Below are 24,761 nucleotides of genomic sequence, written 5' to 3'. Positions count from 1 at the left end.
CTCACGAGCCTGAAAAGACGCCCTGCCGGCACCTGTCGGCAGGGTTTTCTCTTGATCGGGATAAGCCGATTTGCGCAGGGCAGGGGACGTCGATGCCGAAAGAATCAGTTCCCTTATCCACAAGGCATTTGCGTAAACTTCCGCGAAAAAACAGTACTGCCTGGTTTCATTTCCTCCCACAGGCTGGGGATAGGTCTTCAAAAGGGCGTGAAAACGCTCAAACCCTTTAAAAAACACGGTTTGCACCGCAATAAACGGCATTTATTGCTTTGACGGCCGTACGTTTTTGTAGTCTCTATCGGCTTCACCCGTTAACGACTCACGGTTTGAGCCGGCAGCGTTAGAGGGTAAGCTTAGCAACTGACCCCAAGACGGGTAAGGGAGAGAGATTTATGACGAAAGCTGAACTCGTGGCCGCCATCGCCGATCAGGCCGGTCTGACCAAGGATCAAGCCAAGAAGGCGCTCGACGCTTTCACCGACAGTGTTGTGGCCGCCCTGAAGAAGAATGACGATGTGCGCCTCGTGGGCTTCGGCACCTTCCTCGCCGTCAAGCGAGAAGCCGGCACCGCTCGCAATCCGCGCACCGGCGAAACCGTGCAGCGTCCGGCTTCGGTCACGGCGCGCTTCCGCGTCGGTGAGGGCCTCAAGGGCGCCCTGAACGGCTAAATCCTGCGGTCCCTTGCTGGGCCGTTCGCTCGATATTTGAGAGGCGTTTTCGTATTTGGTGAATTAAATCATCGGATACGGAAACGCCTCTTGACTTATGGGGGCAGGCTTGGCACATCGGGCGCTTCCTGGAAGGGGCGATTAGCTCAGCTGGCAGAGCGGCTCGTTTACACCGAGTAGGTCGGCGGTTCGATCCCGTCATCGCCCACCAGGCTTTCCAGCATCAGGAATGTTACGCCGGACGCCCCGCATGATTTCTATCTGATCTGGTCAGGCAGAGCCAATCAGGGCGTGGCGCTTGTTACAATTCCTTGAAATGGTCATGTGCTAATCCGGCTTTATCGAGTTCCGGCTCGCACGGCTCGTAAAAGTCCAAGTTGCTGGTATTTCTTGTCCGGCGACGACAATCTGGCCAACTGCATCTGTCGTAAAGAGCGAGCACATTTGCGCTTTTCAAGGCATCATCCAAATTGTCCGAGATACCAGAGTTGAATTTAGATCCAGCTTCGACAAAGTTGAAGCAGAATTTCTGTGGACACTCAGGGATACCGTTTTCTGTCATTGTTGGCTGGCCTTAGGTTCTTCGGTTCAAAGTGGCGGCTAACATACATTTATCGCATAATAAATATTATGGGAAATTATGAGCGTCGTGGATAATGGAACTTCGCTTTAAGCCCTTATGCCATCCTTATGCGCCGGCCGAGCCTTAAACACATACACTTTATCTGCAAGCCAATAGCCTGACTCTGCCAGCGCTGATCCGCGCTAAGTTTTGCGTTTGTATGGAGTCTTATCATGGCCACCACGATCACAGCCCACTTTGAACCGACTACCGACAATTTTGGTCGTCTGACGCTCAAGGCGCATCGTAACGTCCAGGCGCTGCCGCAAAATCTTCTGATCGTCCTCGCCTTTTTCAGCGTGCTTATTCTGGCTTTGACTGGTCTGGCTGTGGCTGACAGCGCTATGTTCGAGCCTCATCAGACCGGCATGACCTATTATGGCGGCGTTCCGCTCGATTACGACTGATCATTCACTTAAAGTGAAACCTTAACTTCCATCTGGTCGTAGGCGGGGTCGACACCCGGTGGCAGGATCGCCTTAAGCGCTTCATAATCCATATCCTGATGCAGGTTGGTAAGTATGGCGCGCTCTGGTCTGACCCGCGCGATCCATTCCAGCGTTTTCTCCAGATGGGAATGCGTCGGATGGGGCTTGTAACGCAAGGCGTCCACTATCCATACTTTCAGCCCCTGCAGGGTCTCAAAGCTTTCTTCCGGCATGTCCGACACATCACTGGAATAGACTATATCGCCTATTCGGTAACCAACAGACCGGATAGGTCCGTGAGCCTGATCGAAGGTGATAACCGGCAGATCACCGCCCTCGCCCGAAATTGACCACGCCTGACCGTGCGCCGGCAAGTGACGCGGCTCGCATATCGGCGGATAACCCAGATTGCCTTCAAAAATATAACCAAACCGCCGTGTCAGGGTCGCACAGGTCGCTTCATCCATATAGCCGTCGATCGGCCTACCGCGGGCGAAGGTAAAGGCGCGCATATCGTCCAGGCCATGCGTCTGGTCGGCATGATCGTGCGTCCACAGGATGGCGTCGATGTGCGGCACGGCGGCCCGGATCATCTGGTCGCGGAAATCCGGTGCCGTATCGATCACCACTGATGTCAGGCCATCACCATCCGAAAGACCGAACCAGGCCGAACAACGCGAACGCCGGTTTTTAGGGTTCGTCGGATCGCAGGCGCCCCAATAGCCATCGACGCGCGGCACGCCAGTCGAGCAACCCGATCCCAATATCCTCACTGTCAGGGTTTTGACCATCAGCGTGGTATCCGGTCGAACAGGCCGAAGAAGGCATCGTGCGTGCGCGCCCTCACCTCGTCCAGGCTCCAGCCGCGAATGTCTCCCAGCTTATCATAGACATGCGTCACGAAAGCCGGCTCATTGCGGCGACCGCGCATAGGAATGGGCGCCAGGTAAGGGCAATCGGTTTCGATGATGATCCGGTCGGCTGGCATGTCTTTGATGATGTCCCGCACATCCTGGGCCTGCCTGAAGGTGGCGATACCGGAGACGGAAAACCAGGCACCCATCTCCGCGCAGGTTTTGGCCAGTTCGGCGCCGCTGGTATAGCAGTGCAGCAGCAGCTTGAACGGCCCCTCGGCATGGGCTTCCGTCAGGATCTGCCCCATGACGTCATCGGCTTCGCGTGTATGGACCACCAGCGGCAGGCCGCTTTCACGCGCGGCGGCGATATGGACCCTAAACACCTGCGCCTGGATGTCACGCGGGCTGAAATCATAATGGAAATCAAGACCGCATTCGCCGATACCGACCACTTTCGGGCGCTCGGCCAGGTCCAGCAAGGTTTGCACACTCAGGTCCGGATTTTCACGCGCCTCGTGCGGATGCGTGCCAACCGTCGCCCAGATATCGTCATGGTCAGCGGCAACCTTATAAACGGCATCGAAATTGGACACGCGATCGCAGATATTGACCATCAGATCCACGCCCACCGCACGCGCACGTGCGATCACCTCCGCTTGGTCCTCGGCGAACTGCGGCGCGTGCAGATTGACGTGGGAATCTATATAACGATAGTCGGTCACTGCTGATATATTACCTTAGGAAAGCGTCGCCAATTCATTGTAAACAGACCAGAAATAGTCGCCGCGATCCAGATTGACGCCCTCAACCTCACCGACCGCCTGATTGAGGCGTGACCACAGTTGCGAATAATTTTGCCCCTTTTGCGGCGTCTCCGTGCTGAGGGCACGCTCATGCAGGCGATCGGTCAGGCACATCATGAAGGTGGCGAACTTGCGCGCGCCATCGTTCTTTGCCGAAGACGATTTGAACATGGCGGCGGCCTGCATCAGTTCGGCGCGTGGCGGCATCGGCTTTTCAAGCAATTTGCCGGCAAAGGCATCCATCTCCAGCGCCCCCTCCTCCATCAGGCTCAGCGCCCGGCCCGGCGCCCCATGCGCCAGCCGGACCAGCCGGCCAATGGCTTCTTCATCGATATCGGCGCGCTTACGCAAAAACGCCTCTACCGCCTGATCGGTCCAGGGAATGAAGGTCAGCCGCCGACAGCGTGAGCGGATAGTCGGCAGCAGACGGCCGGGCGAATGCGAGATCAGAAAGAGAATGCCCTTATGCGGCGGTTCTTCAAGAATCTTCAATAAGGCATTGGCGGAATTGATATTCAGGTCATCAACCGAGTCGATAATACAGACCCGATAGGCCGAACGCGACGGCGCTTTCGAGAAAAATTCACCAATCTCGCGCACGGCATCAACGCTGATATTCTTCTTGAGCTTACTCTCGCCCATTTCGCGTTCGAGCACGAGAAGATCGGGATGCGACCCGGCGGTGATCAACCGCACATCGGCATCATCGGGCGACATGCCCAGCGTCCCGAAGCGCGGATCGCGGTCATGTCCCATCAGGAAACGGGCGCACCGAAAGGCGAAACTCGCCTTGCCCAGCCCTTGCGGGCCGCACAGCAGCCAGGCATGGTGCAGGCGGTTCTTCTGGTAGGCCGAGGCGAACGCCTGGTCCGGTCCTTCGGCCTGCTCGAAGGCAAAGCTCTCGCGCGGATGCGTAAGTGTCAGAGGTTCTGGCATCAGGCGCCCCGCAATTCCGGAAAGGTCGCCTGAACCAGCGCCCAGATATCGGTGGCGATCGGTTCAATGCCGCGGTCGGCGTCGATCACCCTATAACGGTCCGGCACCTGGCCGGCGCGCGCCAGAAAGCCGGCGCGCAGGCGTTCGTGAAAGCTTAAGCCTTTCGATTCAAAACGATTTTCGGCATCGCCGCGGGCTTCGGCGCGCTTCAATCCCGCCTCGACCGGCATATCCATGACCACCACCAGATCCGGCTGGGTGGGACCGACCACGACCGCATCCACCTGTTCGATAAAGGCCGGTGCCACGCCACCGCCGGCGCCCTGATAGGCGCGCGACGAATCAGCGAAGCGGTCGCAAACCACCCAGGCGCCGCGTTGCAGGGCCGGCCGGATAACCTTTTCCAGATGGTCGGCGCGGGCGGCATACATCATCAGAAGCTCGCTGACCGGCGACCAGCGCGTGGCGTCGCCGCGCACCAAGAGGTCACGCAGGGCTTCCGCGCCCGGTGAACCGCCCGGTTCACGCGTCTGCACCACTTCGAGGCCCAGTGCGCGCAATTTCGCCACCAGAGCCTTGACCTGGGTGGACTTGCCGGCGCCCTCACCGCCTTCAAAGGTGATGAAACGACCGATGTGATGCGAGGCGTGTTCGGATGATGTGTTCACGCAGCGAGATAGACCGTCTTTTGGCGCAATTCTCAAGCCCAAAAAACGGCAAAAGGCACCTAATCGTCATGAACCAGTATGGCGCCGGTAAAGCCGGCGCTGATGGCTTCCTGGCGGCGTCTTTCGGCGGCCGCGGCACCCTTAAAGGGACCGGTATAGACGATATAGAGGCTGTCGCGCGTATTGATGCGGGCGTCGGCCAGCCGATCCTGCGCCCGCTGGGCGTTGTCGCGCTGGGAGTAGGCGCCAACCTGGACGATATAGCGCTGATTGTCATCCACCGCCTGTGGGGGGGCTGCGGCATAAACCGGCGCCGCCCCCAGGCGCTCGGCCGGGCCAAGCCAGGTGATTCTGACGCGCGCTGTGCCGGAGGTATAGACGCCGAGCGCCTTGGCCGCGCCGCGCGACAGGTCGATGACACGCCCCTCGACGAAGGGGCCGCGATCATTGACCCGGACGCGGATCGTCTGGCCATTATCGAGATTGGTGACCTCGGCGATGCTCGGCAGCGGAAAGGTCTTGTGGGCGGCGGTGATGGCGTCGGGTGAGAAATATTCGCCGTCGGCCGTGGTGGCATTGGGGGACTCGCCGCCGTACCAGGAGGCGATGCCAGTCTCGGTGTGGCCGGCGTCCGGAATGCGCGGATAGTAGGTCTTGCCGCGCACGCTATAGGGCCGCGAGGTGCCGGAATTATATTGCGGCTCGCGGGCGATCCTTGGCCCCTCGCTGGAGACATTCGGGCGTGTGGTGGCGCAGGCGGCCAATAACATCATGAATACAAGGGGCAATAGCCTTGTACTTAAGGTGCGGAATGAGCGTTCTGGCTCGGACATGGGCCTGATCTCGGCTGGGATACGACTACAGATACCACTCTGCGCGCAATTTGCGAAATCTTGGTTAAGGCGCATTAGGCATGTCGGCTCACTTGTGGGCGTGGGGCCGCTTGGTGGTGTCCTTGATTACGGACTTGTTCATTTGGATTTCAAGGTCAGTCAGTCGTTTTGTCAAAAACCGTAAGAAAGGCCCCCACCACCAAGCCTTACAGGCGCGGTTCCCCGCCCGTAAACGGGGCGGTATGTACGAGAGAGCGCCAAACCGAGTCGATTTTTCGATAAAATGACGCGTCAGGACTTGGCACGACACCGGCAGCCCGTAACTGCGCCGTTCCCTCGTGCGGGCTGGTGGCCGAGGGATTTAAGGCAGTGTCTTGAAACCGGAGCGCAAGCGAACGGTTCGGCGCAGCCAAAACCGCCATCGCCCGAAGGGCGATATCCGCTAGATTTTTCGATAAAATGACGCGTCAGGACTTGGCACGACACCGGCAGCCCGTGACTGTGCCGTTTCCTCATGCGGACTGGGGGCCGAGGGATTTAAGGCAGTGTCTTGAAACCGTAGCGTAAGCGGAGGTTCGGCGAAGCCAAAACCGCCATCGCCCAAAGGGCGATATCCTGTAGATTTTTCGATAAAATGACGCGTCAGGACTTGGCACAACTCCGGAAGCCCGTTACAAGCGCCGTTCCCTCGTGCGGACAGGTGGCCGAGTGGTTTAAGGCAGCGGTCTTGAAAACCGCCGTAGGTGGAAGCCTACCGTGGGTTCGAATCCCACCTTGTCCGCCATTACTAAAAAAGCCGGCCCTTTGAGGCTGGCTTTTTTAGTAATGCAGGTGGGGACTTGAACCCACGGATTAAAGCGGGTTCGAAAATCGAGCACAGCGAAGGTTTCGGCGTAGCGAAGCGCAGCCAATCCCATCTTGTCCGTCAATTTTTCCAATATAGTTGAATGTGTTGCGTGCTAAGCACCCGAACGGGTGTGAGGCATATTTTGTCGATTTGTTATGCCAAGTCTAACAAACAGATAGTAATTAACAACTTGTAACGGCTCTAAGCTTGGCGTACAAAGCTCAAATGGAAAAACTTACTGGTGTAGTTCGCAACAATCCCACAAGAAACTTACCTGACGGAACGATAATGTCGTTCGAAGGCGCTCGCTTACCCTCCTTACCCCGCGAAGGATTCTTTGAGATTCCAGACCTGTCTTCGTTCGAGGGCATTTGTCTAGCAGTCTGTAGCTCAACTCAAGATACGACATTCGTTCACGGATCAGCCGCACTTGTCGGTCCGGGAATAGCAATCACTGCAAAGCACGTTATCCAAAGCCTTCAACAAACGGCCGAATGGCGTGATGGCGCAAGAAGCTTGTTCTTGATCAGTGGTCGGCCTGACGGGCTTATCCGCTGGGGTGCCACTCGCATTGAAATGCTTCATGAGAGCGACATCGCTATTGTGTCGGTAAAGCTAACCACGGACTTTCCGAAAGATCGTACGATCAAGGTTTGCGAGGTAAGCGCGAGAGTACCCTCCCTAAACGAAATCATATGCCTTGCAGGATTTCGAGCCGCAGCTACGAAGTTTACAACTTCTCCTGAACAGACAAAAATAAGCTTAAACCTCTATACTAGCACGGGATCAGTTAAAACGGTGTATGAAGCGGGACGAGACCGCGTTATGCTTCCTTCACCATGCTTTGAGGTCGAGACCAAAACACTACTTGGAATGAGCGGAGGACCGGTCTTCGATCACCAAGGGCGTGTGATAGGTGTGATAAGCACCGGCTACGACGAAGGTCCCAGCTATGTAAGCCTCCTTTGGCCGTTTCTACATACCCCGCTGATTTCGGAATGGCCCGAAGGCCTGACGTCTCAACCTATGAGCCTTGTTGAGCGCGCCAATGCAAATCTTGCCTTTATTGAGGGCGCAAACCGGGTGGAGAAGCAAATAATGACTGAAACAGGCAAATTTGCGGTTCGGTTGCTCTAACCGCTGAAGATTACGCCGTCATTAGCGGGCCGTATGGTGCTCATCGTTTTTCGACTTGCTACCCAAGACGCATTTACCCTGAAATCGCAGCTACAACCTCCCCGATGCGGCTTGTAGTGGCATCAAAAGCAAAGCCCCCCATGCCGGGCATGAACACCGACAGGGGCACACCCCTGCCTACGCAAATACCTACCCCACCACCAACGGCCGGCGCATCGACAGCTTCCTGACCGTATGCGTCTTGGAAATCATCACCACGCTTTCCGTGGTCAGGAACACTTCCCCGCGCGCGGTGGTTTCCTTCTGCACGCCACGCAATAAAGCGCCGTGCGTCACTCCGGTGGCGATAAAGACCGCATCCGAACTGACCAGATCGTTCAGCGTATATTTGCGGTCGAAATCCGTCAGGCCGAGGCGCGCGGCGCGTTCCCGCTCGTCGCCATTGCGGAAGACCAGACGTCCCTGAAACTGGCCGCCGACGCATTTAAGCGCGGCACAGGCCAGGACGCCTTCGGGCGCGCCGCCCTGCCCCAGATAAATGTCGATACCCGTTTCCGGCTGGGCGGTATGGATGACGCCGGCGACATCGCCATCGGTGATCAGGTGGACGCGGGCGCCGGCCTTGCGCAAGGAGGTGATGATGCCGTCATGGCGCGGGCGATCGAGCACGCAGGCGACGATTTCCGACACGTCCACGCCCTTTGCCCTGGCCAGCGAGCGCACGTTTTCTTCGGGTGTCCAGTCGAGATCAACCACACCTTCGGCATAGCCGGGGCCGATGGCCAGCTTGTCCATATAGGTATCCGGCGCGTGCAGCAGCCCGCCGCGCGGCGCAAAGGCGATGACGGCCAGGGCATTGGTCATGGCCTTGGCGGCAAGCGTGGTGCCTTCCAGCGGATCGAGGGCGATATCGATGGCCGGGCCTTTGCCGGTGCCGACCGTCTCGCCGATATAGAGCATGGGCGCTTCATCGCGTTCGCCTTCGCCGATAACGATGCGGCCGTCCATTTCGATGGCATTGAGCGCAGTGCGCATGGCATCGACGGCGGCCTGGTCGGCGGCTTTTTCATCGCCGCGACCGATATGGGCATAGCAGGCGATGGCGGCCTCTTCGGCGACGCGGACGATATCGAGGCTCAGGTCGAAATCCGTGGCATGGCCGCGCCGGGTGTCCTTGGCGAAATCAGCGGTTTCTGGCATTGCGTTTCTTCTGTAAACGATGGACGGCTCATAAAGCCGGCCTGTTATTATTTTATGACGGGCGGCGGCGCGGCGCGCTTGCGCAGCTCTTCCGCCATGGCATCGATCTGTGCCGGCGTAGTCTGGGCCTCGATCGGCGCGATATGGGCCGGATCGATGCGGCCGCGCGCATCCGCCGCGAAGGTTTCCGGCACCGTGTCATCCCAGACCAGGGCGTCGGTTTCGGTTTTGAGTTGCTGCCGTTTGGCCAGGGTGTCGGTCACGGCCGCCTGAAACTCTGCGGGCGTGGTGATATCGGTGGGCGGCACGGGAAATTCCGACCATTTCGGCATGGAGTTGATATCGGCCTGGGGCGCCGCCTCAGTGGTTGTTTGGGCCAGCAGATGAGTCGGGGCCACAAGCAGTGCCAACGTGGCCAGAGAGGCCGGCAGACTATGCGCGAAGGTGAATTTCAAAGGGATGCTCTCCGCAAAGGGCGCCTGAATAACAGCCGATATGGGCAACACAATTTGGGCGTGTCCGAAATCTGGCGCAAAATACCGGCAGGAGCATGGCCAAGACAAGAGAAATATAAATTTAGTTGTCTTGACGCGGACCTTGCGGCACGGCCAGTCTGTATCCGGATGACTGATTTGGGACGCCGCCTATGACCAAGACACCGCGCAAAACCGCTGCCTCTGCCCCTTCGCCAGAAAAGCCGCCGGCAAGGTCGCGCGCCAAGGCGGTCCCGGCTGCCAAAAAGCCCACAGCGCCCAAGGCAAAGGCCGCAAAGCCCAAACCGGCACCCAAGCCAAGATTGGTGCCCCAACCGGAGGCCGTGAAAGCGCCAGATCCCGCAGTTCAAACGCAAATGCCAACGCCCCCGGCCTTTGATCCGGCAACTCTGCGAAAGATGGAGGAACTGTCGGTCAATATCGCCAAGGCGGCGATGACCGCTCAAAGCGCCCTGGCCAAGACGGTTTTTGCCCAGCCGGAAGCCACGGGGGCGCCCGCTGATCCGTTCCAGGTCGGCCCGGCCATGACCGAGGTGATGGGGGCTCTGGCCGCCAAGCCGGACAAGCTGGTGGAAGCGCAGAGCGAACTCCTGACAGGCTATATGGAATTGTGGGGCAAGGTGGCCCGTCGCACCCTCGGCACGGAGACGGCGCCCGGCACGCCCGCGGACAAGCGCTTTGCTGATCCGCACTGGCAGGAACACGTCATGTTCGACATGATGAAGCAGTCCTACCTGCTGTCATCGAACTGGATCAACAAGCTGATCTCCAGCGCCGAGGGTGTCGATCCCATGGTCAAGCGCCGGGCAGAATTTTTCACCAAGCTGCTGACCGACGCCATGTCGCCGGCCAACTTCCTGTTCTCCAATCCGGCGGCGCTTAAAACCCTGGTAGAAACCAGCGGTGAAAGCCTGGTCAAGGGCATGGAGCGTTTTGCCGATGACCTGGCGCGCGGCGATGGCAAGCTGAAGATCAGCCAGGCGGATACGGACAGCTTCGTGGTGGGGCGCAATGTAGCCACCACACCAGGCAAGGTGATCTATCGCGGCAAATATTTCGAACTGCTGCAATACAGCCCGACCACGGAACAGGTGCGCGAAATTCCCCTGCTCATCTTCCCGCCATGGATCAACAAGTTCTATATCCTCGACCTCCAGGCCAAGAATTCGCTGATCAAATGGCTGGTGGATCAGGGCTTCTCGGTCTTTCTGGTTGCCTGGGTCAATCCCGACGCCTCGATGAAGGATACCACCTTCGAGGATTACATGTTCGGCGGCATCTATGAAGCCGTGCAAAAGGTCATCGAGCAGACCGGCGCGCCGTCGGTCAATGCGGTCGGTTATTGCATCGGCGGCACCCTGCTCGGTTGCGCCCTCGCCCATATGGCTGCCACGGGAGACAAGACGATTTCCGGCGCCACCTTCTTCACCGCCCAGCATGATTTCTCAGAAGCCGGAGACCTCTTGCTGTTTACAAGCGAAAGCTGGCTAAAGGAACTGGAGCGCCAGATGGATGCGGCCGGAGGCGTGCTGCCCGGCTCGGCCATGGCCGATACCTTCAATTCTTTGCGCGCCAATGACCTGATCTGGTCGTTCTTCGTCAATAACTACCTGCTAGGCAAGGAACTGACACCGTTCGATCTTCTGTGCTGGAACGCCGATCAGACGCGGATGCCCAAGGCACTGCATATGTTTTACTTGCGCAAGTTCTACGGCGAGAACGCCCTGACCAATGGCAAACTGACCCTGGCCGGCGTCGATATCGACCTGAAAAAGGTGACCATACCGATCTATGAACAGGCCGGACGCGAAGATCATATTGCCCCGCCGGGCTCGGTCTATAAGGGCTCGAAACTGTTCGGCGGGCCGGTCACCTTTATGCTGGCCGGCTCAGGGCATATCGCCGGCGTGGTCAATCACCCGGATGCCAAAAAATACATGCACTGGCTGAATGATGCGCATCCGGATAAGTTGGAGGACTGGATCGAGGGCGCGGTGGAGCACGCCGGTTCCTGGTGGCCGCATTGGGCCGGCTGGCTGAATGAGCGTTCCGGCAAGATGGTGCCGGCCAGGGACGCCGGGCGCGATCCGGCCAATGGCAAGCTAAAGCCCCTGATGGACGCGCCGGGCAGCTATGTCCTGGTTAAGTCGTGATTTTTCGCCTGACCCGCTAAATGGTAATGGCGTACACCATTCTGGTGTGTTTCATGCAAATTGACTTTATTTTTGTGTCACGAAATCAATATTGAATTTGTTCCATCGGTCGTAAATTTCTAAATTAATTCAGTTGTTAATAAAGACATGCAAACGTCTTGGGTCAATTTCATTAATTCCTGATTTTCAACTATCAATATTGATTTTTACTTGTTGCATCCGTGAAATGAGAAAAGCCGCTCACCAGACAGGCGAGCGGCTGAAAATCCCTGTTTGAGCGAAAGTTTAGGTTCGCAGGATAATGGTTTCGACAATCGGGCGCCGGCCCCAAATGGCCTGAGCCGCCTTCTTGACGATCCGCGCCACGACGATTTCGACGCTTTCGTCCTCATCGCGTGCCTCTACCGGCATAGCCTTGATCGCCTTCTCGACGCTTTGACAAATGGCTTCCAACTGATCGGAGATGATGTCGTCATCCTCATAGGCCAGGCCAAGCCCCCTCACCTCGACAATCGAGGCCAGGCGGTTCTTGTTGTCGAGCGCGAAGGCCACGAACATCATGCCGTTATGGGCGGCGTGGCGGCGTTCGCGCAGGGCATCGGAGGCTTCCGGCACCAGATGGCCACCATCGACAAACAGGCGGCCTGAAGGCACTTCGTCAATGATCTCAGCCAGCCCCGGTGCCAGGCGGACCATCTCGCCATTATGCGGCGTGATTTGCTCGTCTACGCCCACTTCCGCGGCCAGGGCGGCATGTTTCAACAGGTGGCGTCGTTCACCATGGGTCGGCACGGCGATGCGCGGACGCGCCAGAGCGTACATTTCCTTGAGCTCATCGCGACATGGGTGGCCGGAGACGTGGATTCCGGGGTGATCGCGCTCGGTATGGATCTCGACGCCGAGGTCCGACAGGCGATTTTGCAGCGAGCGGATCGAAATTTCATTGCCCGGAATGACGCGCGAGGAAAAGACGCAGGCATCGCCTTCCTTCAGCTTGACCAGCGGGTGGTTGCCGTCGGCAATGCGTGACAAAGCGGCGCGGGGCTCGCCCTGTGAACCCGTACAGAGATAAAGGACTTCATTGGCCTTCAGGTGCTGCGCTTCGCTTTCGGTGACCGGCTCCGGAATGCCTGCCAGCAGCCCGACATGGCGCGCCGCGGCGGTGATACGGTGCATCGAGCGGCCCACCAGACAGACCTTGCGCCCCGCTTCCATAGCGGCACGCATGACCGAATCGACGCGCGCCACATTCGAGGCGAAACAGGCGACGGCAACGCGCTTTTTCAGGCTTTTGATGACGCGGGTCAGTTCGATACGGACATCGTCCTCCGAGCCGGCGCGCCCCTCGACGAAGACATTGGTCGAATCACAGACCATGGCCAGCAGGCCCTCATCACCCAGCTTGCGGATGGCGGGAATATCGGTGGCGGCACCGGTGATGGGGGCTTCATCGAACTTCCAGTCGCCGGTATGGAAAACCGTGCCTAAATCGGTGCGGATCGCCAGGCCGTTCGGTTCGGCAATGGAATGGGTAAGTGTAATATAATCAATGTCGAATGGCCCAAGCTTCACGTGGCCATTCAGCGGCACTTCGGTCAGGTCGCAATCATCGACGCCGGCTTCGCGCAGCTTTTCGCGCACCAGATAGGCGGTGAAAGGCGTGGCGAATACCGGCGCCTTGATCTTGTCCCACAGCCAGCCCAGTGCGCCGATATGGTCTTCGTGGGCATGGGTGAGCACGATGCCGAGGATGGTCTCGCCGACCAGGAATTCCGGATCGGGCACGATCACCTCGATACCCGGCGTTGTCAGGTCGCCGAAGGTGACGCCGACATCGACAATGATCCACTGGCGGTTATCGGCCGGACCGAAACCGTACAGATTCAGGTTCATGCCGATTTCGTTCGAACCGCCCAGCGGCAGGAACACCAGTTCGTTTTGCTTCTTTTTCATTTACAGCCAATCAGGATGCGGCGCGTGCCAGCGTCCGCTTATAGATTTCGAGCAGCCCGCGCAGGGTCAGGTCATGGTCGAAATGGTCGATGCTGTCTGTAGCACCTTCAAACAGAGAAGCCACCCCACCGGTGGCGATAACCGTCATCTTTTGCCCATATTCGGCCTGGATAGAGGCGATCATATATTCGATCAGGCCGATATAGCCCCAGAAGATGCCGGACTGCATGGCGCTGACCGTATCCTTGCCGATCTTTTTCGCCGGCTTTTCGATGGCGATGCGGGGCAATTTGGCAGCCGCTTGGTGCAGCGCCTGGAGGGAAAGATTGATGCCGGGCGCGATGGCACCGCCTTCATAGCCGCCATCCGATGCCACCACGTCGAAGGTCGTCGCCGTCCCGGAATCGATGATGATAAGTGGCCCGTCATAGGCGATATGGCCGCCGACGGCATTGACCAGACGATCGGCGCCGGCTTCGCGCGGCTTGTCGATGCGGATATCGATGCCGAGATGCGTATTTTCACCGATAACATAAGGGTGGCGGTTGAAATATCGATGGGCCAGCTTGCGCAGGTTGAAAAGCGATTGCGGCACGACCGAGGAAATGATGCAGTCGTCGATCGATTTGAAATCCAGCCCCTGCATCTGCATCAACTGGTAGAGCCAGGCGGCATATTCATCCGCGGTCCGGGTGCTTTCCGTAGCCACGCGCCATTGGGCGATCCAGTCCGTGCCATCATGAATGGCGAACAGGGTGTTGGTATTGCCTTGTTCTATGGCCAGCAGCATCAGATCACATCCCCATAGGTGATGTCGCCGCCGGTCACCGTATGGACCTGGCCATCCGCGGCCTCAATCTGAAGACCGCCGAAATCGTCGAGCCCGATGATGCGGCCGGAGAGCGATACGCCGTCCTGTGTGACGCTGACGAGACGGTCGCGGCCATAGGCGCGCTTCAGCCAGGCTTTGGCGATATCGCTGAAATCTTTGCTGCGCCACAGGTCAAGCACGCCATCAAGATGGCCGTTGAGCTTATGCAGCAGCGCCACGGCGTCGAGGTTTTTGGCTTCGGGGCTGATCTCTTTCAGCGCCACCGTCAGGTAGCCTTCAAGTATTGGCGCCACCCGCAGGTTCATGCCGATGCCAATGACCACGCCGAGATGATCCGGCTTATCCGTTGCTTCGGTCTGCACCAGGATTCCGCACAGCTTGCGGCCGCGATGGAGGATATCGTTCGGCCACTTGATCCGCATGGCCTGATCCGTATCCGGGATGATTGGCCGCAGCATTTCATAAACCGCCAGGGCAGTCACGAACGACAGTTGCGGCACACGGCGCACATCGATTTCCATGACTTCCCAGCGAGAGGCCATGAAATTGCCCTTGGTGCCAACCCAGCTCTTGCCGTGACGGCCGATCCCCTTGGTCTGTTCCTTCGCCAGTATCCAGCCGGGGCCGGATCGCCCGGCCCGCAGGCGGGCAAGGCTCAGTTCCTGAGTAGAAGGCAGTGAATCGAAGATCTCGAAATCAGCCAACGATTCAGCCTAACTGCCGAAGCCCTGCGCCGCCGACTGAGCCAACGGATAGACATAGACCAGGAAAACGATCACGACCGGGAAGGAAAAGGCTGCAGTCGCATAGGCGATCCAGCGGGTTTCCAGCGGGGATTTATCCATGTCGCCAGCCGGTGCATCGAACCACATCAGCTTGAGGATGCGCAGATAGTAGAAGGCGGCCACAACCGAAGCGACGAGACCCGCCGCAGCAAATTGCCAGAGGCCCGCCGTTATGGCGGCGCCGAAAACAAAGTACTTCGCCCAGAACCCGCTGAACGGCGGCATTCCCAGAACCGACAGACACAGGATCGTCAGGACGATGGTCATCGGCATGTTGGTTTTCGAGAGGCCCGCCAGGCTGTCGATGCGGGTCACCGGCTCGCCCTTGCGGCTGAGCGCCATCTGGACGGTGAAGAGGCCCAGGGTATCGACCATGTAGAGGACGAAGAAGATCAGCAGGGCCGGAATCCCGACCGCACCGGCGGCGATGGCCAGAAGGGCATAGCCCATATTGGCGATCGACGAATAGGCCAGCAGTCGCTTGATATCCTTCTGCATCAGCCCGCCCAAGGCGCCGATGACGAAGGACAGCACGGCCAGGACCAGCACCACCTGGCGCCATTGGTCCGCCTGCGCCGCGAAGCCGGTTTGCAGGACGCGGGCGAACAGCACCATGGCGGCGAATTTCGGCGCGCCGGCGAAGAAAGCCACGATCGGGGTCGGGGCGCCTTCATAAACGTCTGGCGTCCACATGTGGAAGGGCGCGGCGGACACCTTGAACGCCAGACCGCAGATCACGAACACCAGGCCGAAGATCAGGCCGACATTGAGATTGGTCGTAGCCGATTGCGCGATGTCATGGAAGTTCATCGAGCCAGCGAAGCCATAGACCAGCGAAGCGCCGTAAAGAAGCAGACCGGACGACAGGGCGCCCAGGACGAAATACTTCAGACCGGCTTCCGACGATTTGGCGTCATCACGACGGAAGGCCGCCAGCACGTACAACGCCAGGGATTGCAGTTCGAGACCGACATAGAGCGAGATCAGGTCACCGGCGGAAACCATGAGACTCATGCCCAGCGCCGCCAGCAAAATCAGGATCGGCAGCTCGAAGCGGCCGGCACCGACACGGTCGAAATAGCCCTGCCCCAGCACAATAATGAAGACGGCGGCGATATAGATAGCCACCTTGGCGAAGAGCGCCACGCCATCGACGATGAAGGAGCCGCCGAAGGCCGCTCCCTGATGCCCGAAGGCGGCGGCGAAGGCGGCGGCAATCAGGGCCACCCCGCAAAGGGCGCTGACCGAGATCATGCCCTTGTCACCGCGGAAGGCACCAAAGACCAGGATCAGCAGGGAACTGACCGCAAGGATCGTTTCCGGAAGTCCCAGGTGAAGAGCGAGATTGAAATCCATAATATGTCTCGTCCTTTATCCGCCAATAACCGTCTGATAGGTCGCAACGACCGCATCGACACTGGCAGTGGTAATGTCAAAAACGAAGGCCGGATAAACGCCCAGCGCAATCGTGGCCAGGATCAGCGGCGTGAAGATGATAATCTCGCGCACCGACAGGTCCGGGTATTTCTTGAGTTCCGCATTATGCACCTCCCCGAACATTACACGCTTGTAGAGCGTCAGCGCATAGACGGCCGAGAAGATCACGCCGGTGGTCGCCACGAAGGCCACCCAGGTGCCCCACTTGTAGGCGCCGGTCATGGTGGTGATTTCACCGATGAAGCCGGAGGTGCCGGGCAGGCCGACATTGGCCATGGTGAACAGCAGGAACACAAAGGCATAGTGCGGCATCAGCTTGGTCAGGCCGCCGTAGAAGGCGATTTCGCGCGTATGCCAGCGATCATAGACCACGCCCACGCAGAGGAAGAGCGCGCCGGAAATGACGCCGTGGCTGATCATCTGGTAGACCGCACCCTGCACACCCAGGGCGTTGCCGGCGAAGATGCCCATGGTCACGAAACCCATATGGGCGACCGAGGAATAGGCGATCAGCTTCTTGATGTCGGTCTGGCGGAAGGCGATCAGCGAGGTCACGACAATGGCGATGACCGACAGGACCATGACCAGCGGCGCGAACATTTCGGACGCATAGGGGAACATCGGCAGGTTGAAGCGGATAAAACCGTAGCCGCCGAGCTTCAGCAGGATACCGGCCAGCATGACCGAACCCGCGGTCGGCGCCTGAACGTGGGCGTCGGGCAACCAGGTGTGGACCGGCCACATCGGCATCTTGACGGCGAACGAGGCAAAGAAGGCGAACCACAGGAAGGGCTGAACCTCACGGGCGAACGCGAAGTGCGAGAGGGCCGGGATATCGGCGGTGCCGGCGGCACTGACCATATACAGCATGGCAGCCAGCATCAGGACGGAGCCCAGCAGGGTATAGAGGAAGAACTTGTAGGAGGCGTAGATACGGTCCTTACCGCCCCAGATGCCGATGATCAGGAACATCGGCACCAGACCACCTTCGAAGAAGATGTAGAAGAGGAACAGGTCTAGCGAGGTGAAGACACCGATGACCAGAGTTTCCAGCAGCAGGAAGGCAATCATGTATTCGGTGATGCGTTCCTTGATCGAGTCCCACGACGCCAGGATACACAGCGGCATCAGGAAGGCGGTCAGGAGCACGAACAGGATCGAGATACCATCGACGCCCATATGGTAGGAGATCGGCCCAAACCATTGATAATGTTCTTCAAACTGATAGCCGGGAGTGGCGCGGTTGAAACCCGCGACCATTACGACGGACAGGACGAGCGTAATCAGCGTGGTCCACAGGCTGATCCATTTGGCGTTCTTGGCGATGACAGCCTCGTCATCCTTACGCGCCATGGCGCGCAGGATCACGATCACCACGGCCCCGAACAGGGGGAAGAAGGTGGTGAGGCTGAGCAGATTGGGGATAGCGGGTATCATTTTAAAATCCATCTCCCCTTAGTGGACCAGCCAGAAGACATAGGTCAGCAGACCCACGACGCCGAGGAACATAGCGAACGCGTAGTGATAGACATAACCGGTCTGGGTCTTGACCAGATTCTTGGCCGACTTCAATGCCGTCCAGGCGGCGCCATTTGGCCCCAGGTTATCGATGATCTTGATATCGAGCACCTTCCAGAAGAAATCGCCCAAAATCCGGGTCAGCCTGACGAAGGTTGCCTGGTATATCTCGTCGAAATACCACTTGTGATACAGGAAGTTGTAGACCGGACCATCCTTGGCGGCCATCTGCTTCGGCAGGTTCGGTCTGGCGATATAGTAGTACCAGGCCAGAAGCATACCGAGCAGGGTAACGGCCAGCGGGGCCAGCTTGACCCACATCTCTTCGATCTCGTGGGCCTCATGCATGATATGGTTGGTCGGGCCGGTGAAGATCGCGTGGCCCCAGAATTCATGGGCGTGCTCACCGATGAAGTACGGCGCGAAGGCGACGCCGGCGAAGACCGCACCGACAGCCAGGAGGCAGATCGGCACCAGCATGACCCACGGGCTTTCGTGCGGCTTATGATCGTGACCATGACCGTGATGATCATCGTGACCGTGGTCATCGTGAGCCGGTTCGGAGGCATCGTGGCCATCGATCACCTCATGATGATGGTCGTCATGCGCGTGTTCCCAATGCTTCTTGCCGTGGAAGGTCATGGCGATCAGGCGCCACGAATAGAAGGAGGTCAGGAGGGCGGCGGCGATGCCCATGCAGAAGGCGAACATGCCCTGTGGTGTGTTGTGCGCGGCCCAGGCGGATTCGATGATGGCATCCTTCGAGAAGAAACCGGCAAAGCCGAACTGGGTTTCCGGGATGCCAAGGCCGGTGATGGCGATGGTGCCGATGGTCATGACGCCATAGGTAATCGGCAGATATTTCCACAGACCGCCCATCTTGCGCATGTCCTGCTCATGGTGCATCCCGTGGATCACCGAACCGGCGCCCAGGAACAGCAGGGCCTTGAAGAAGGCGTGCGTGAACAGGTGGAACATGGCCGCCTGATAGGCCCCTACCCCCGCCGCGAAGAACATGTAGCCCAACTGCGAACAGGTCGAATAGGCGATGACGCGCTTGATGTCGTTTTGCGTGAAACCGATGGAGGCGGCGAAAATGGCCGTGATGGCGCCGATATAGGCGACGATCATCTTGGCGACCGGGGCATACTCGAACAGGGGCGACAGCAGGCAGACCATATAGACGCCGGCCGTGACCATGGTGGCGGCGTGGATAAGGGCCGAAACCGGCGTCGGGCCTTCCATGGCGTCTGGCAGCCAGGTGTGCAGGAAGAACTGCGCCGACTTGCCCATGGCGCCGATGAACAGCAGGAAGGCGGCGAGATCGAGCGCCGAGAACGACTGGCCGAGGAATTCCCAGCTCTGGCCCTGGTGCGCGGCCATCATAGGGAACAGTTCGTGGAAGTTGATCGTGCCGAACTGCCAGTAGACCGTCATGATACCGAGGGCGAAACCGAAGTCACCGACGCGGTTGACGACGAATGCCTTGATGGCGGCGCTTGAGGCGCTTTCTTTCTGGAACCAGAAGCCGATCAGCAGGTAGGACGCCAGGCCAACCCCTTCCCAGCCGAAGAACAACTGCATGAAATCGGCGGCGGTCACCAGCATCAGCATGGCGAAGGTGAACAACGACAGGTAGGCGAAGAAGCGCGGACGCGACGGGTCTTCGCTCATATAGCCCCAGCTATAGAGGTGGACCAGCGACGACACCGAGGTCACCACGATCAGCATGGTCGACGACAGGGCGTCGATGCGGATCGACCAGGCCGAATGGAAGGTGCCGATATTGATGAACGGCAGCACGGTAACGGTGAAGTCTTCCATCCCGCCCCAGGTGTGCTGGATGAAGGTAAACCAGCTCAACGCGCAGGCCACGAAGAGCAAACCGGTCGTGATGGCCTGCGACGGGATATTGCCGAGCCAGCGGCCGAAGCCGCCGACAATGGCCGCGCCGACGATGGGCGCGAATACCGCGAGTGTCACCACTGTGGACATATCGGAAAGCATGATGCTGCTTATCCTTTCATCATGCTGGCGTCATCGACGGCGATATCGCCGCGATTACGGAAGAAGGTAACGAGGATGGCGAGGCCGACCGCGGCTTCGGCCGCGGCGACGGTCAGGACGAACATGGCCATGATCTGTCCCTGCACATTATGCAGGTACGACGAGAAGGCCACGAAATTGATGTTGGTCGACAGCAGGATCAGTTCGAGCGACATCAGGATGATGATGATGTTGCGGCGATTGAGGAAAATTCCCAGCACGCCGATCGTGAACAGGATAGCCGAAACCGTGAGATAATGGACGAGATCTATGGTCATTCCGAAATACCTTCTCCGGTTTTGACAGGCACGATTTCGACCGCATCCTTGCGGCGGCGCGTGACCTGGCTGAAAATATCCTGACGCTTGACGTTCGGGCGGGTACGCAGGGTCAACACGATGGCCCCCACCATGGCGACCAGCAGCACGAAACCGGCGGCCTCGAACAGGTAGATATAGGTGGAATAAAGCGCGTGACCGATCAGCTTGATGTTCGGCTCGGCCGCAGTCGCCACCAGTGGCTGATTACCAGCGGCGGCGCCCTTGGTCGCCACGGCGATGCTGATGGTGACGAGTTCCCCCATCAGCACGAACCCGACCACAAGCCCGATCGGCAGGTAGTTGGCAAATCCCTGGCGCAGTTTGACGAAGTCGACATCGAGCATCATGACCACGAACAGGAACAGCACGGCCACGGCGCCGACATAGACAACGACCAGCAGCATGGCGAGGAATTCGGCGCCCAGCAGGATGAACAGGCCGGCCGACGAGAAGAAGGCCAGGATGAGGTACAGCACGCTGTGTACCGGGTTCTTGGCGGTGATGACCATAAAGCCGGAAGCCAGGGTCACAAAAGCCAGAAGATAAAAGGCGATGATTAAAGTCATATCTCTCTTTGCCTCTTAACGATACGGCGCATCGAGTTCGAGCGAACGGGCGATTTCGCGTTCCCAGCGGTCGCCATTGGCCAGAAGCCGTTGCTTGTCGTACAGGAGCTCTTCGCGGGTGTCGGTCGAGAATTCAAAATTCGGCCCTTCGACGATGGCATCGACCGGACAGGCTTCCTGGCACAGGCCGCAATAGATGCACTTCACCATGTCGCTATCGTAGCGCGTGGTGCGTCGGCTGCCGTCGGCGCGCGGTTCGGCCTCGATGGTGATGGCCTGGGCCGGGCAGATAGCTTCGCACAGCTTGCAGGCGATGCAGCGCTCTTCGCCGTTCTCATACCGGCGCAGGGCATGTTCGCCACGGAAGCGCGGGCTGAGCGGCCCCTTCTCGAACGGATAGTTGATCGTAGCCTTGTGCTTGAACATGTATTTCACGGCCAGGCCGGTGGCCCCCACGAAATCGAGAAGCAAGGCGCCTTTAATGCCTGAAATCAGACGGGAAATCATAAGGCACCTCCATATACGCGGTAACCGGCGATAATAATGACAGCGACCAGCGACAGCGGCAGGAAGACCTTCCAGCCCAGGCGCATCAACTGGTCATAGCGATAGCGCGGCACGATGGCCTTGGCGATGGCGAACATCAGGAACCAGAACACCACCTTGACGATGAAGGTCAGCAGGCTGATCAGGATGTACGGCAGGCCGTCATGCGCCAGCGGCAGCGGCACCGGGAATTCCCAGCCACCGAAGAACAGGATCGAGATCATGGCACACATCAGCACGATGTTGGCATATTCGCCGATCATGAACAAAAGATACGGCGTCGACGAATATTCGACCTGATAGCCGGCCACCAGTTCCGATTCCGCATCCGGCAGGTCGAACGGCGGACGGTTGGTTTCGGCCAGGGCCGATATGTAGAACATCACCATCATACCGAACATGACCGGCAGCTTGATAATGCCGAGGCCAAACTGGCCGCCGCCGCCAAGGAAGTTCCAGTTGAGGATACCGCCGCCCTGATGGGTAACGATGTCGGACAGGTTCATCGAACCGGTCAGCAGAATGACGGTGACGATGATAAAGCCAATCGAGACTTCGTAGGATACCATCTGGGCCGCCGAGCGCAGGCCGCCGAGGAACGGGTATTTCGAGTTCGATGCCCAGCCGCCCATGATGATGCCGTAGACGCCGAGCGACGAAATGCCGAGCAGGTACAGAATGCCGACATTGATGTTCATGACCACCCAGCCCGGCGCGAAGGGAATGACCGCCCAGGCCAGGAAGGCGATGACGAAGGTCAGCAGCGGCGCCAGCAGGAAGATCGCCTTGTCGGCGCCGGCCGGAATGATGACTTCCTTGAACAGGAACTTGAAGAAGTCGGCGAAGGATTGCATCAGGCCGAACGGCCCGACCACATTGGGCCCTTTGCGCATCTGCACGCCGGCCCACACCTTGCGGTCGCCCCACAGCAGGAAGGCCAGGGACACCATGACGCCCATGATGACCGCCAGGGTCTCCCCTACCGTAATGATCGTCCAGCCCCAGCCAGATGCCCAGAAATTATCCATCATCATATAGTCCTTACTCAGCCGCCACGCTCAGCGGCGCCTTGCGGGCCGCGGAACATTCCGCCATGGCCACGGAGGCGCGGGCGATGGGGTTGGTCAGATAAAAATCGGTAATGTGCGAAACGAACGGACGGTCGCTGATTTCGCCCTTGGCGCCGATCGCTTTCACATCGAAAGCCTTCGGTGCCGGACGGACATCGACGCGGCCAAAGACCGGATGATCGGTGATCAGCTTTTCGCGCAAGGCGTTCAGGTTGTCATACGGCAGGGTGTGCCCGACATAACCCGACAGCGCCCGAATAATCGCCCAGTCTTCCTTGGCCTCGCCCTTCGGGAAGACACAGCGTTCAGCGATCTGCACGCGGCCTTCCAGATTGGTGTAAATGCCTGACTTCTCGGTATAGGCGGCGCCCGGCAAGATGACATCGGCGGCCGCAGCGCCGGCATCGCCATGTGAACCGATATAGACCACGAAGGTTTTATCGAGATTGCGCGTGTCGATTTCATCAGCCCCAAGCAGGACCAGCAGGTCAACCCCGCCGTTCAGCATGGCGGTTGCATCCTTGGCTTCACCGACCGGCACGAAGCCGAGATCCAGACCGGCGACGCGCGAGGCGGCGGTATGGACGATGTTGAAACCGTTCCAGCCATCCTTCACCACGTCATAATCATCGGCGATGATGGCGATTTCCTTGAGAATGGCCGCCCCGTCCGCGCCCGAAAGCACATTGGTGCCCACCAGGATCGCCGGCTTCTGCGCGTTTTTCAGTACATCGCGGAAGGCGTGCTTCTTGAGGTCTTTCAGCGCCTTCGGACCAGCGCCGATATGCGCATAGTCATAGGTCAGATCGACCGGCTGCCCGATCACGGCCACCTGCACCTTGCCCTTGAGCCACGACTTGCGGATACGGGCATTGATCAGCGACGCTTCGGCGCGCAGGTCGGTGCCGATCAGCCGGATGGCGTCGGCTTCTTCCAGGCCGGCGATGCCAGTATTGAACAGCCAGGATTCGCGCGGCGTTGATTGCGACACCGGGCCGATCTTGGCGCCTTCCTGGCGGCAGTCGAGATTGGTGACGCCCAGACCGTAGAACAGATCCTTGGTCGCTTTCATGGCTTCGGCGTCGATCAGGTCTCCGGCGATGATGCCGATCTTGGAAGCATCGGTCGCTTTTATTTTGCCAGCGACCGTGGAAAGCGCCTCATCCCACGACACGGCGACCAGCTTGCCGCCCTTGCGGACATAGGGCTTGTCGAGGCGCTGGCGCGACAGACCATCGACCGCATAGCGCGATTTGTCGGTCAGCCATTCCTCGTTGATCTCTTCCTTGAGGCGCGGCAGGGCGCGCAGCACGGCCGGACCGCGGTTATCGATACGGATGTGCGCACCCAGCGCGTCATGCACGTCGATGGTTTCGGTCTTGGTCAGTTCCCACGGGCGGTAGTTGAACGACCACGGACGGTGGGTCAGCGCCCCAACCGGGCACAGGTCGTTGACATTGCCGGACAGTTCCGACGACACCGACTGTTCGAGATAGGAGGTGATCTCGGCGTTTTCGCCGCGCGAAATCATGCCCATTTCCGTCACACCTGCCACTTCCGTGGTGAAACGGACGCAACGCGTACACTGAATGCAGCGCGTCATGAAGGTCTTGATCGTTGGACCTAAGTTCTTTTCCTCGACCGCGCGCTTGTTTTCATCGTAGCGAGAAGATCCCTTGCCATATGCAACCGACTGGTCCTGAAGGTCGCACTCCCCGCCCTGGTCGCAGATCGGGCAATCGAGCGGGTGATTGATCAGCAGGAATTCCATCACACCTTCGCGGGCCTTCTTGACCATAGGCGTGTTGGTGAAGATTTCCTGGCCTTCGGCGGCCGGCAGGGCGCACGACGCCTGCGGCTTCGGCGGTCCCGGCTTGACCTCGACGAGGCACATGCGGCAGTTGCCGGCGATCGACAGGCGCTCATGATAGCAGAAACGGGGGATTTCCTCGCCCGCCAGTTCCGCCACCTGCAGCACGGTCATGCCGGGGTCGAACTCGACCTCCACACCATTGACTTTTGCCTTAGCCATGCCTGTCATA

22 protein-coding genes and 2 tRNA genes are annotated in these 24,761 nt (G+C 58.9%); 6 read left to right on the top strand and 18 right to left on the bottom strand.

Annotated elements, in window-relative coordinates:
• The first annotated feature begins 392 nt into the window (after positions 1-392).
• The 3 genes from ACTHND_RS18645 (at position 393) to ACTHND_RS18635 (ending at position 1,697) form a co-directional block, all read left to right on the top strand.
• Positions 393-668 (top strand): HU family DNA-binding protein, encoded by a 276-nt coding sequence (locus ACTHND_RS18645; protein ID WP_090643021.1) that lies wholly within the window; start codon positions 393-395, stop codon positions 666-668.
• Between the two features lie 135 nt (positions 669-803).
• A tRNA-Val gene (locus tag ACTHND_RS18640) sits at positions 804-879 on the top strand.
• Between the two features lie 584 nt (positions 880-1,463).
• Complete coding sequence (locus ACTHND_RS18635; RefSeq protein ID WP_440179457.1) at positions 1,464-1,697, top strand: hypothetical protein; 234 nt, start codon at positions 1,464-1,466, stop codon at positions 1,695-1,697.
• Between the two features lie 8 nt (positions 1,698-1,705).
• Here the strand turns inward: ACTHND_RS18635 and ACTHND_RS18630 are convergent, their stop codons facing one another.
• From ACTHND_RS18630 to ACTHND_RS18610, 5 genes are read right to left on the bottom strand one after another with little or no spacing between them, the layout of a single operon-like run.
• Entirely contained in the window at positions 1,706-2,509 is an 804-nt protein-coding gene (locus ACTHND_RS18630; RefSeq protein WP_440179456.1) for an MBL fold metallo-hydrolase, read from the bottom strand.
• Positions 2,509-3,297, bottom strand: coding sequence for a TatD family hydrolase (locus tag ACTHND_RS18625; protein WP_440179455.1), 789 nt, complete (start codon positions 3,295-3,297; stop codon positions 2,509-2,511). The genes ACTHND_RS18630 and ACTHND_RS18625 overlap by 1 nt, the downstream gene beginning before the upstream one ends.
• 15 nt (positions 3,298-3,312) lie before the next feature.
• Entirely contained in the window at positions 3,313-4,314 is a 1,002-nt protein-coding gene (locus tag ACTHND_RS18620; protein ID WP_440179454.1) for a DNA polymerase III subunit delta', read from the bottom strand.
• Entirely contained in the window at positions 4,314-4,982 is a 669-nt protein-coding gene (tmk, locus tag ACTHND_RS18615) for a dTMP kinase (protein ID WP_440179453.1), read from the bottom strand. Before tmk ends, ACTHND_RS18620 begins: the two co-directional genes overlap by 1 nt.
• A gap of 59 nt (positions 4,983-5,041) precedes the next feature.
• Positions 5,042-5,755: a septal ring lytic transglycosylase RlpA family protein gene (locus tag ACTHND_RS18610; RefSeq protein ID WP_440179452.1), complete on the bottom strand. Its 714-nt coding sequence runs from the start codon at positions 5,753-5,755 to the stop codon at positions 5,042-5,044.
• Between the two features lie 754 nt (positions 5,756-6,509).
• Between ACTHND_RS18610 and ACTHND_RS18605 the strand changes: the two genes are divergently transcribed.
• Both ACTHND_RS18605 and ACTHND_RS18600 read left to right on the top strand, forming a co-directional pair.
• Positions 6,510-6,599: transfer RNA gene (locus ACTHND_RS18605), tRNA-Ser, on the top strand.
• Between the two features lie 288 nt (positions 6,600-6,887).
• Positions 6,888-7,799 carry a S1 family peptidase gene (locus ACTHND_RS18600; protein WP_440179451.1) on the top strand — a complete coding sequence of 304 codons (912 nt, stop codon included), beginning with the start codon at positions 6,888-6,890 and terminating at the stop codon, positions 7,797-7,799.
• 189 nt (positions 7,800-7,988) lie between these two features.
• On the opposite strand, the gene glpX is transcribed toward ACTHND_RS18600, so the two are convergent.
• The gene (glpX, locus tag ACTHND_RS18595; RefSeq protein WP_440179450.1) at positions 7,989-8,999 is read right to left on the bottom strand and encodes a class II fructose-bisphosphatase; all 1,011 of its coding nucleotides are present in this window, start codon (positions 8,997-8,999) and stop codon (positions 7,989-7,991) included.
• Positions 9,000-9,046: 47 nt separating this feature from the next.
• A complete protein-coding gene (locus tag ACTHND_RS18590; RefSeq protein ID WP_440179449.1) occupies positions 9,047-9,454 on the bottom strand; it encodes a hypothetical protein in 408 nt (135 codons plus the stop codon).
• 191 nt (positions 9,455-9,645) lie between these two features.
• Here ACTHND_RS18590 and phaC point away from each other — a divergent pair, with 191 nt between their 5' ends.
• Complete coding sequence (gene phaC, locus ACTHND_RS18585; protein WP_440179448.1) at positions 9,646-11,646, top strand: class I poly(R)-hydroxyalkanoic acid synthase; 2,001 nt, start codon at positions 9,646-9,648, stop codon at positions 11,644-11,646.
• A gap of 285 nt (positions 11,647-11,931) precedes the next feature.
• Here phaC and ACTHND_RS18580 read toward each other — a convergent pair whose 3' ends face one another.
• The 11 genes from ACTHND_RS18580 to nuoG are packed head-to-tail and all read right to left on the bottom strand — an operon-like array spanning position 11,932 to position 24,751.
• Positions 11,932-13,599 carry a ribonuclease J gene (locus ACTHND_RS18580; protein WP_440179447.1) on the bottom strand — a complete coding sequence of 556 codons (1,668 nt, stop codon included), beginning with the start codon at positions 13,597-13,599 and terminating at the stop codon, positions 11,932-11,934.
• A gap of 10 nt (positions 13,600-13,609) precedes the next feature.
• The gene (locus tag ACTHND_RS18575) at positions 13,610-14,392 is read right to left on the bottom strand and encodes a type III pantothenate kinase (protein WP_440179583.1); all 783 of its coding nucleotides are present in this window, start codon (positions 14,390-14,392) and stop codon (positions 13,610-13,612) included.
• Positions 14,389-15,135, bottom strand: a complete 747-nt coding sequence (locus ACTHND_RS18570) for a biotin--[acetyl-CoA-carboxylase] ligase (RefSeq protein WP_440179446.1) — start codon at positions 15,133-15,135, stop codon at positions 14,389-14,391. The genes ACTHND_RS18575 and ACTHND_RS18570 overlap by 4 nt, the downstream gene beginning before the upstream one ends.
• Positions 15,136-15,144: 9 nt before the next feature.
• On the bottom strand, positions 15,145-16,572 hold the full coding sequence (nuoN, locus tag ACTHND_RS18565; protein WP_440179445.1) for an NADH-quinone oxidoreductase subunit NuoN: 1,428 nt from the start codon (positions 16,570-16,572) through the stop codon (positions 15,145-15,147).
• Between the two features lie 15 nt (positions 16,573-16,587).
• Positions 16,588-18,090, bottom strand: a complete 1,503-nt coding sequence (locus ACTHND_RS18560; RefSeq protein ID WP_440179444.1) for an NADH-quinone oxidoreductase subunit M — start codon at positions 18,088-18,090, stop codon at positions 16,588-16,590.
• A gap of 18 nt (positions 18,091-18,108) precedes the next feature.
• Positions 18,109-20,166 carry an NADH-quinone oxidoreductase subunit L gene (gene nuoL, locus ACTHND_RS18555; protein WP_440179582.1) on the bottom strand — a complete coding sequence of 686 codons (2,058 nt, stop codon included), beginning with the start codon at positions 20,164-20,166 and terminating at the stop codon, positions 18,109-18,111.
• 20 nt (positions 20,167-20,186) lie between these two features.
• Positions 20,187-20,495 (bottom strand): NADH-quinone oxidoreductase subunit NuoK, encoded by a 309-nt coding sequence (gene nuoK, locus ACTHND_RS18550; RefSeq protein ID WP_090643059.1) that lies wholly within the window; start codon positions 20,493-20,495, stop codon positions 20,187-20,189.
• Positions 20,492-21,103, bottom strand: coding sequence for an NADH-quinone oxidoreductase subunit J (locus ACTHND_RS18545; RefSeq protein WP_440179443.1), 612 nt, complete (start codon positions 21,101-21,103; stop codon positions 20,492-20,494). The genes nuoK and ACTHND_RS18545 overlap by 4 nt, the downstream gene beginning before the upstream one ends.
• Positions 21,104-21,118: 15 nt before the next feature.
• Positions 21,119-21,610, bottom strand: coding sequence for an NADH-quinone oxidoreductase subunit NuoI (nuoI, locus tag ACTHND_RS18540; RefSeq protein ID WP_440179442.1), 492 nt, complete (start codon positions 21,608-21,610; stop codon positions 21,119-21,121).
• Entirely contained in the window at positions 21,607-22,677 is a 1,071-nt protein-coding gene (gene nuoH, locus ACTHND_RS18535; protein ID WP_440179581.1) for an NADH-quinone oxidoreductase subunit NuoH, read from the bottom strand. The genes nuoI and nuoH overlap by 4 nt, the downstream gene beginning before the upstream one ends.
• Before the next feature lie 13 nt (positions 22,678-22,690).
• Positions 22,691-24,751, bottom strand: coding sequence for an NADH-quinone oxidoreductase subunit NuoG (nuoG, locus tag ACTHND_RS18530; protein WP_440179441.1), 2,061 nt, complete (start codon positions 24,749-24,751; stop codon positions 22,691-22,693).
• Between the last annotated feature and the right edge of the window lie 10 nt (positions 24,752-24,761).

The sequence above is a fragment of the Asticcacaulis sp. genome (genome assembly GCF_051954415.1).
Classification (GTDB): Bacteria; Pseudomonadota; Alphaproteobacteria; order Caulobacterales; family Caulobacteraceae; genus Asticcacaulis.
Note: the sequence above shows the minus strand (reverse complement) of the source record. Positions and strands in the feature narration are given on the sequence as shown.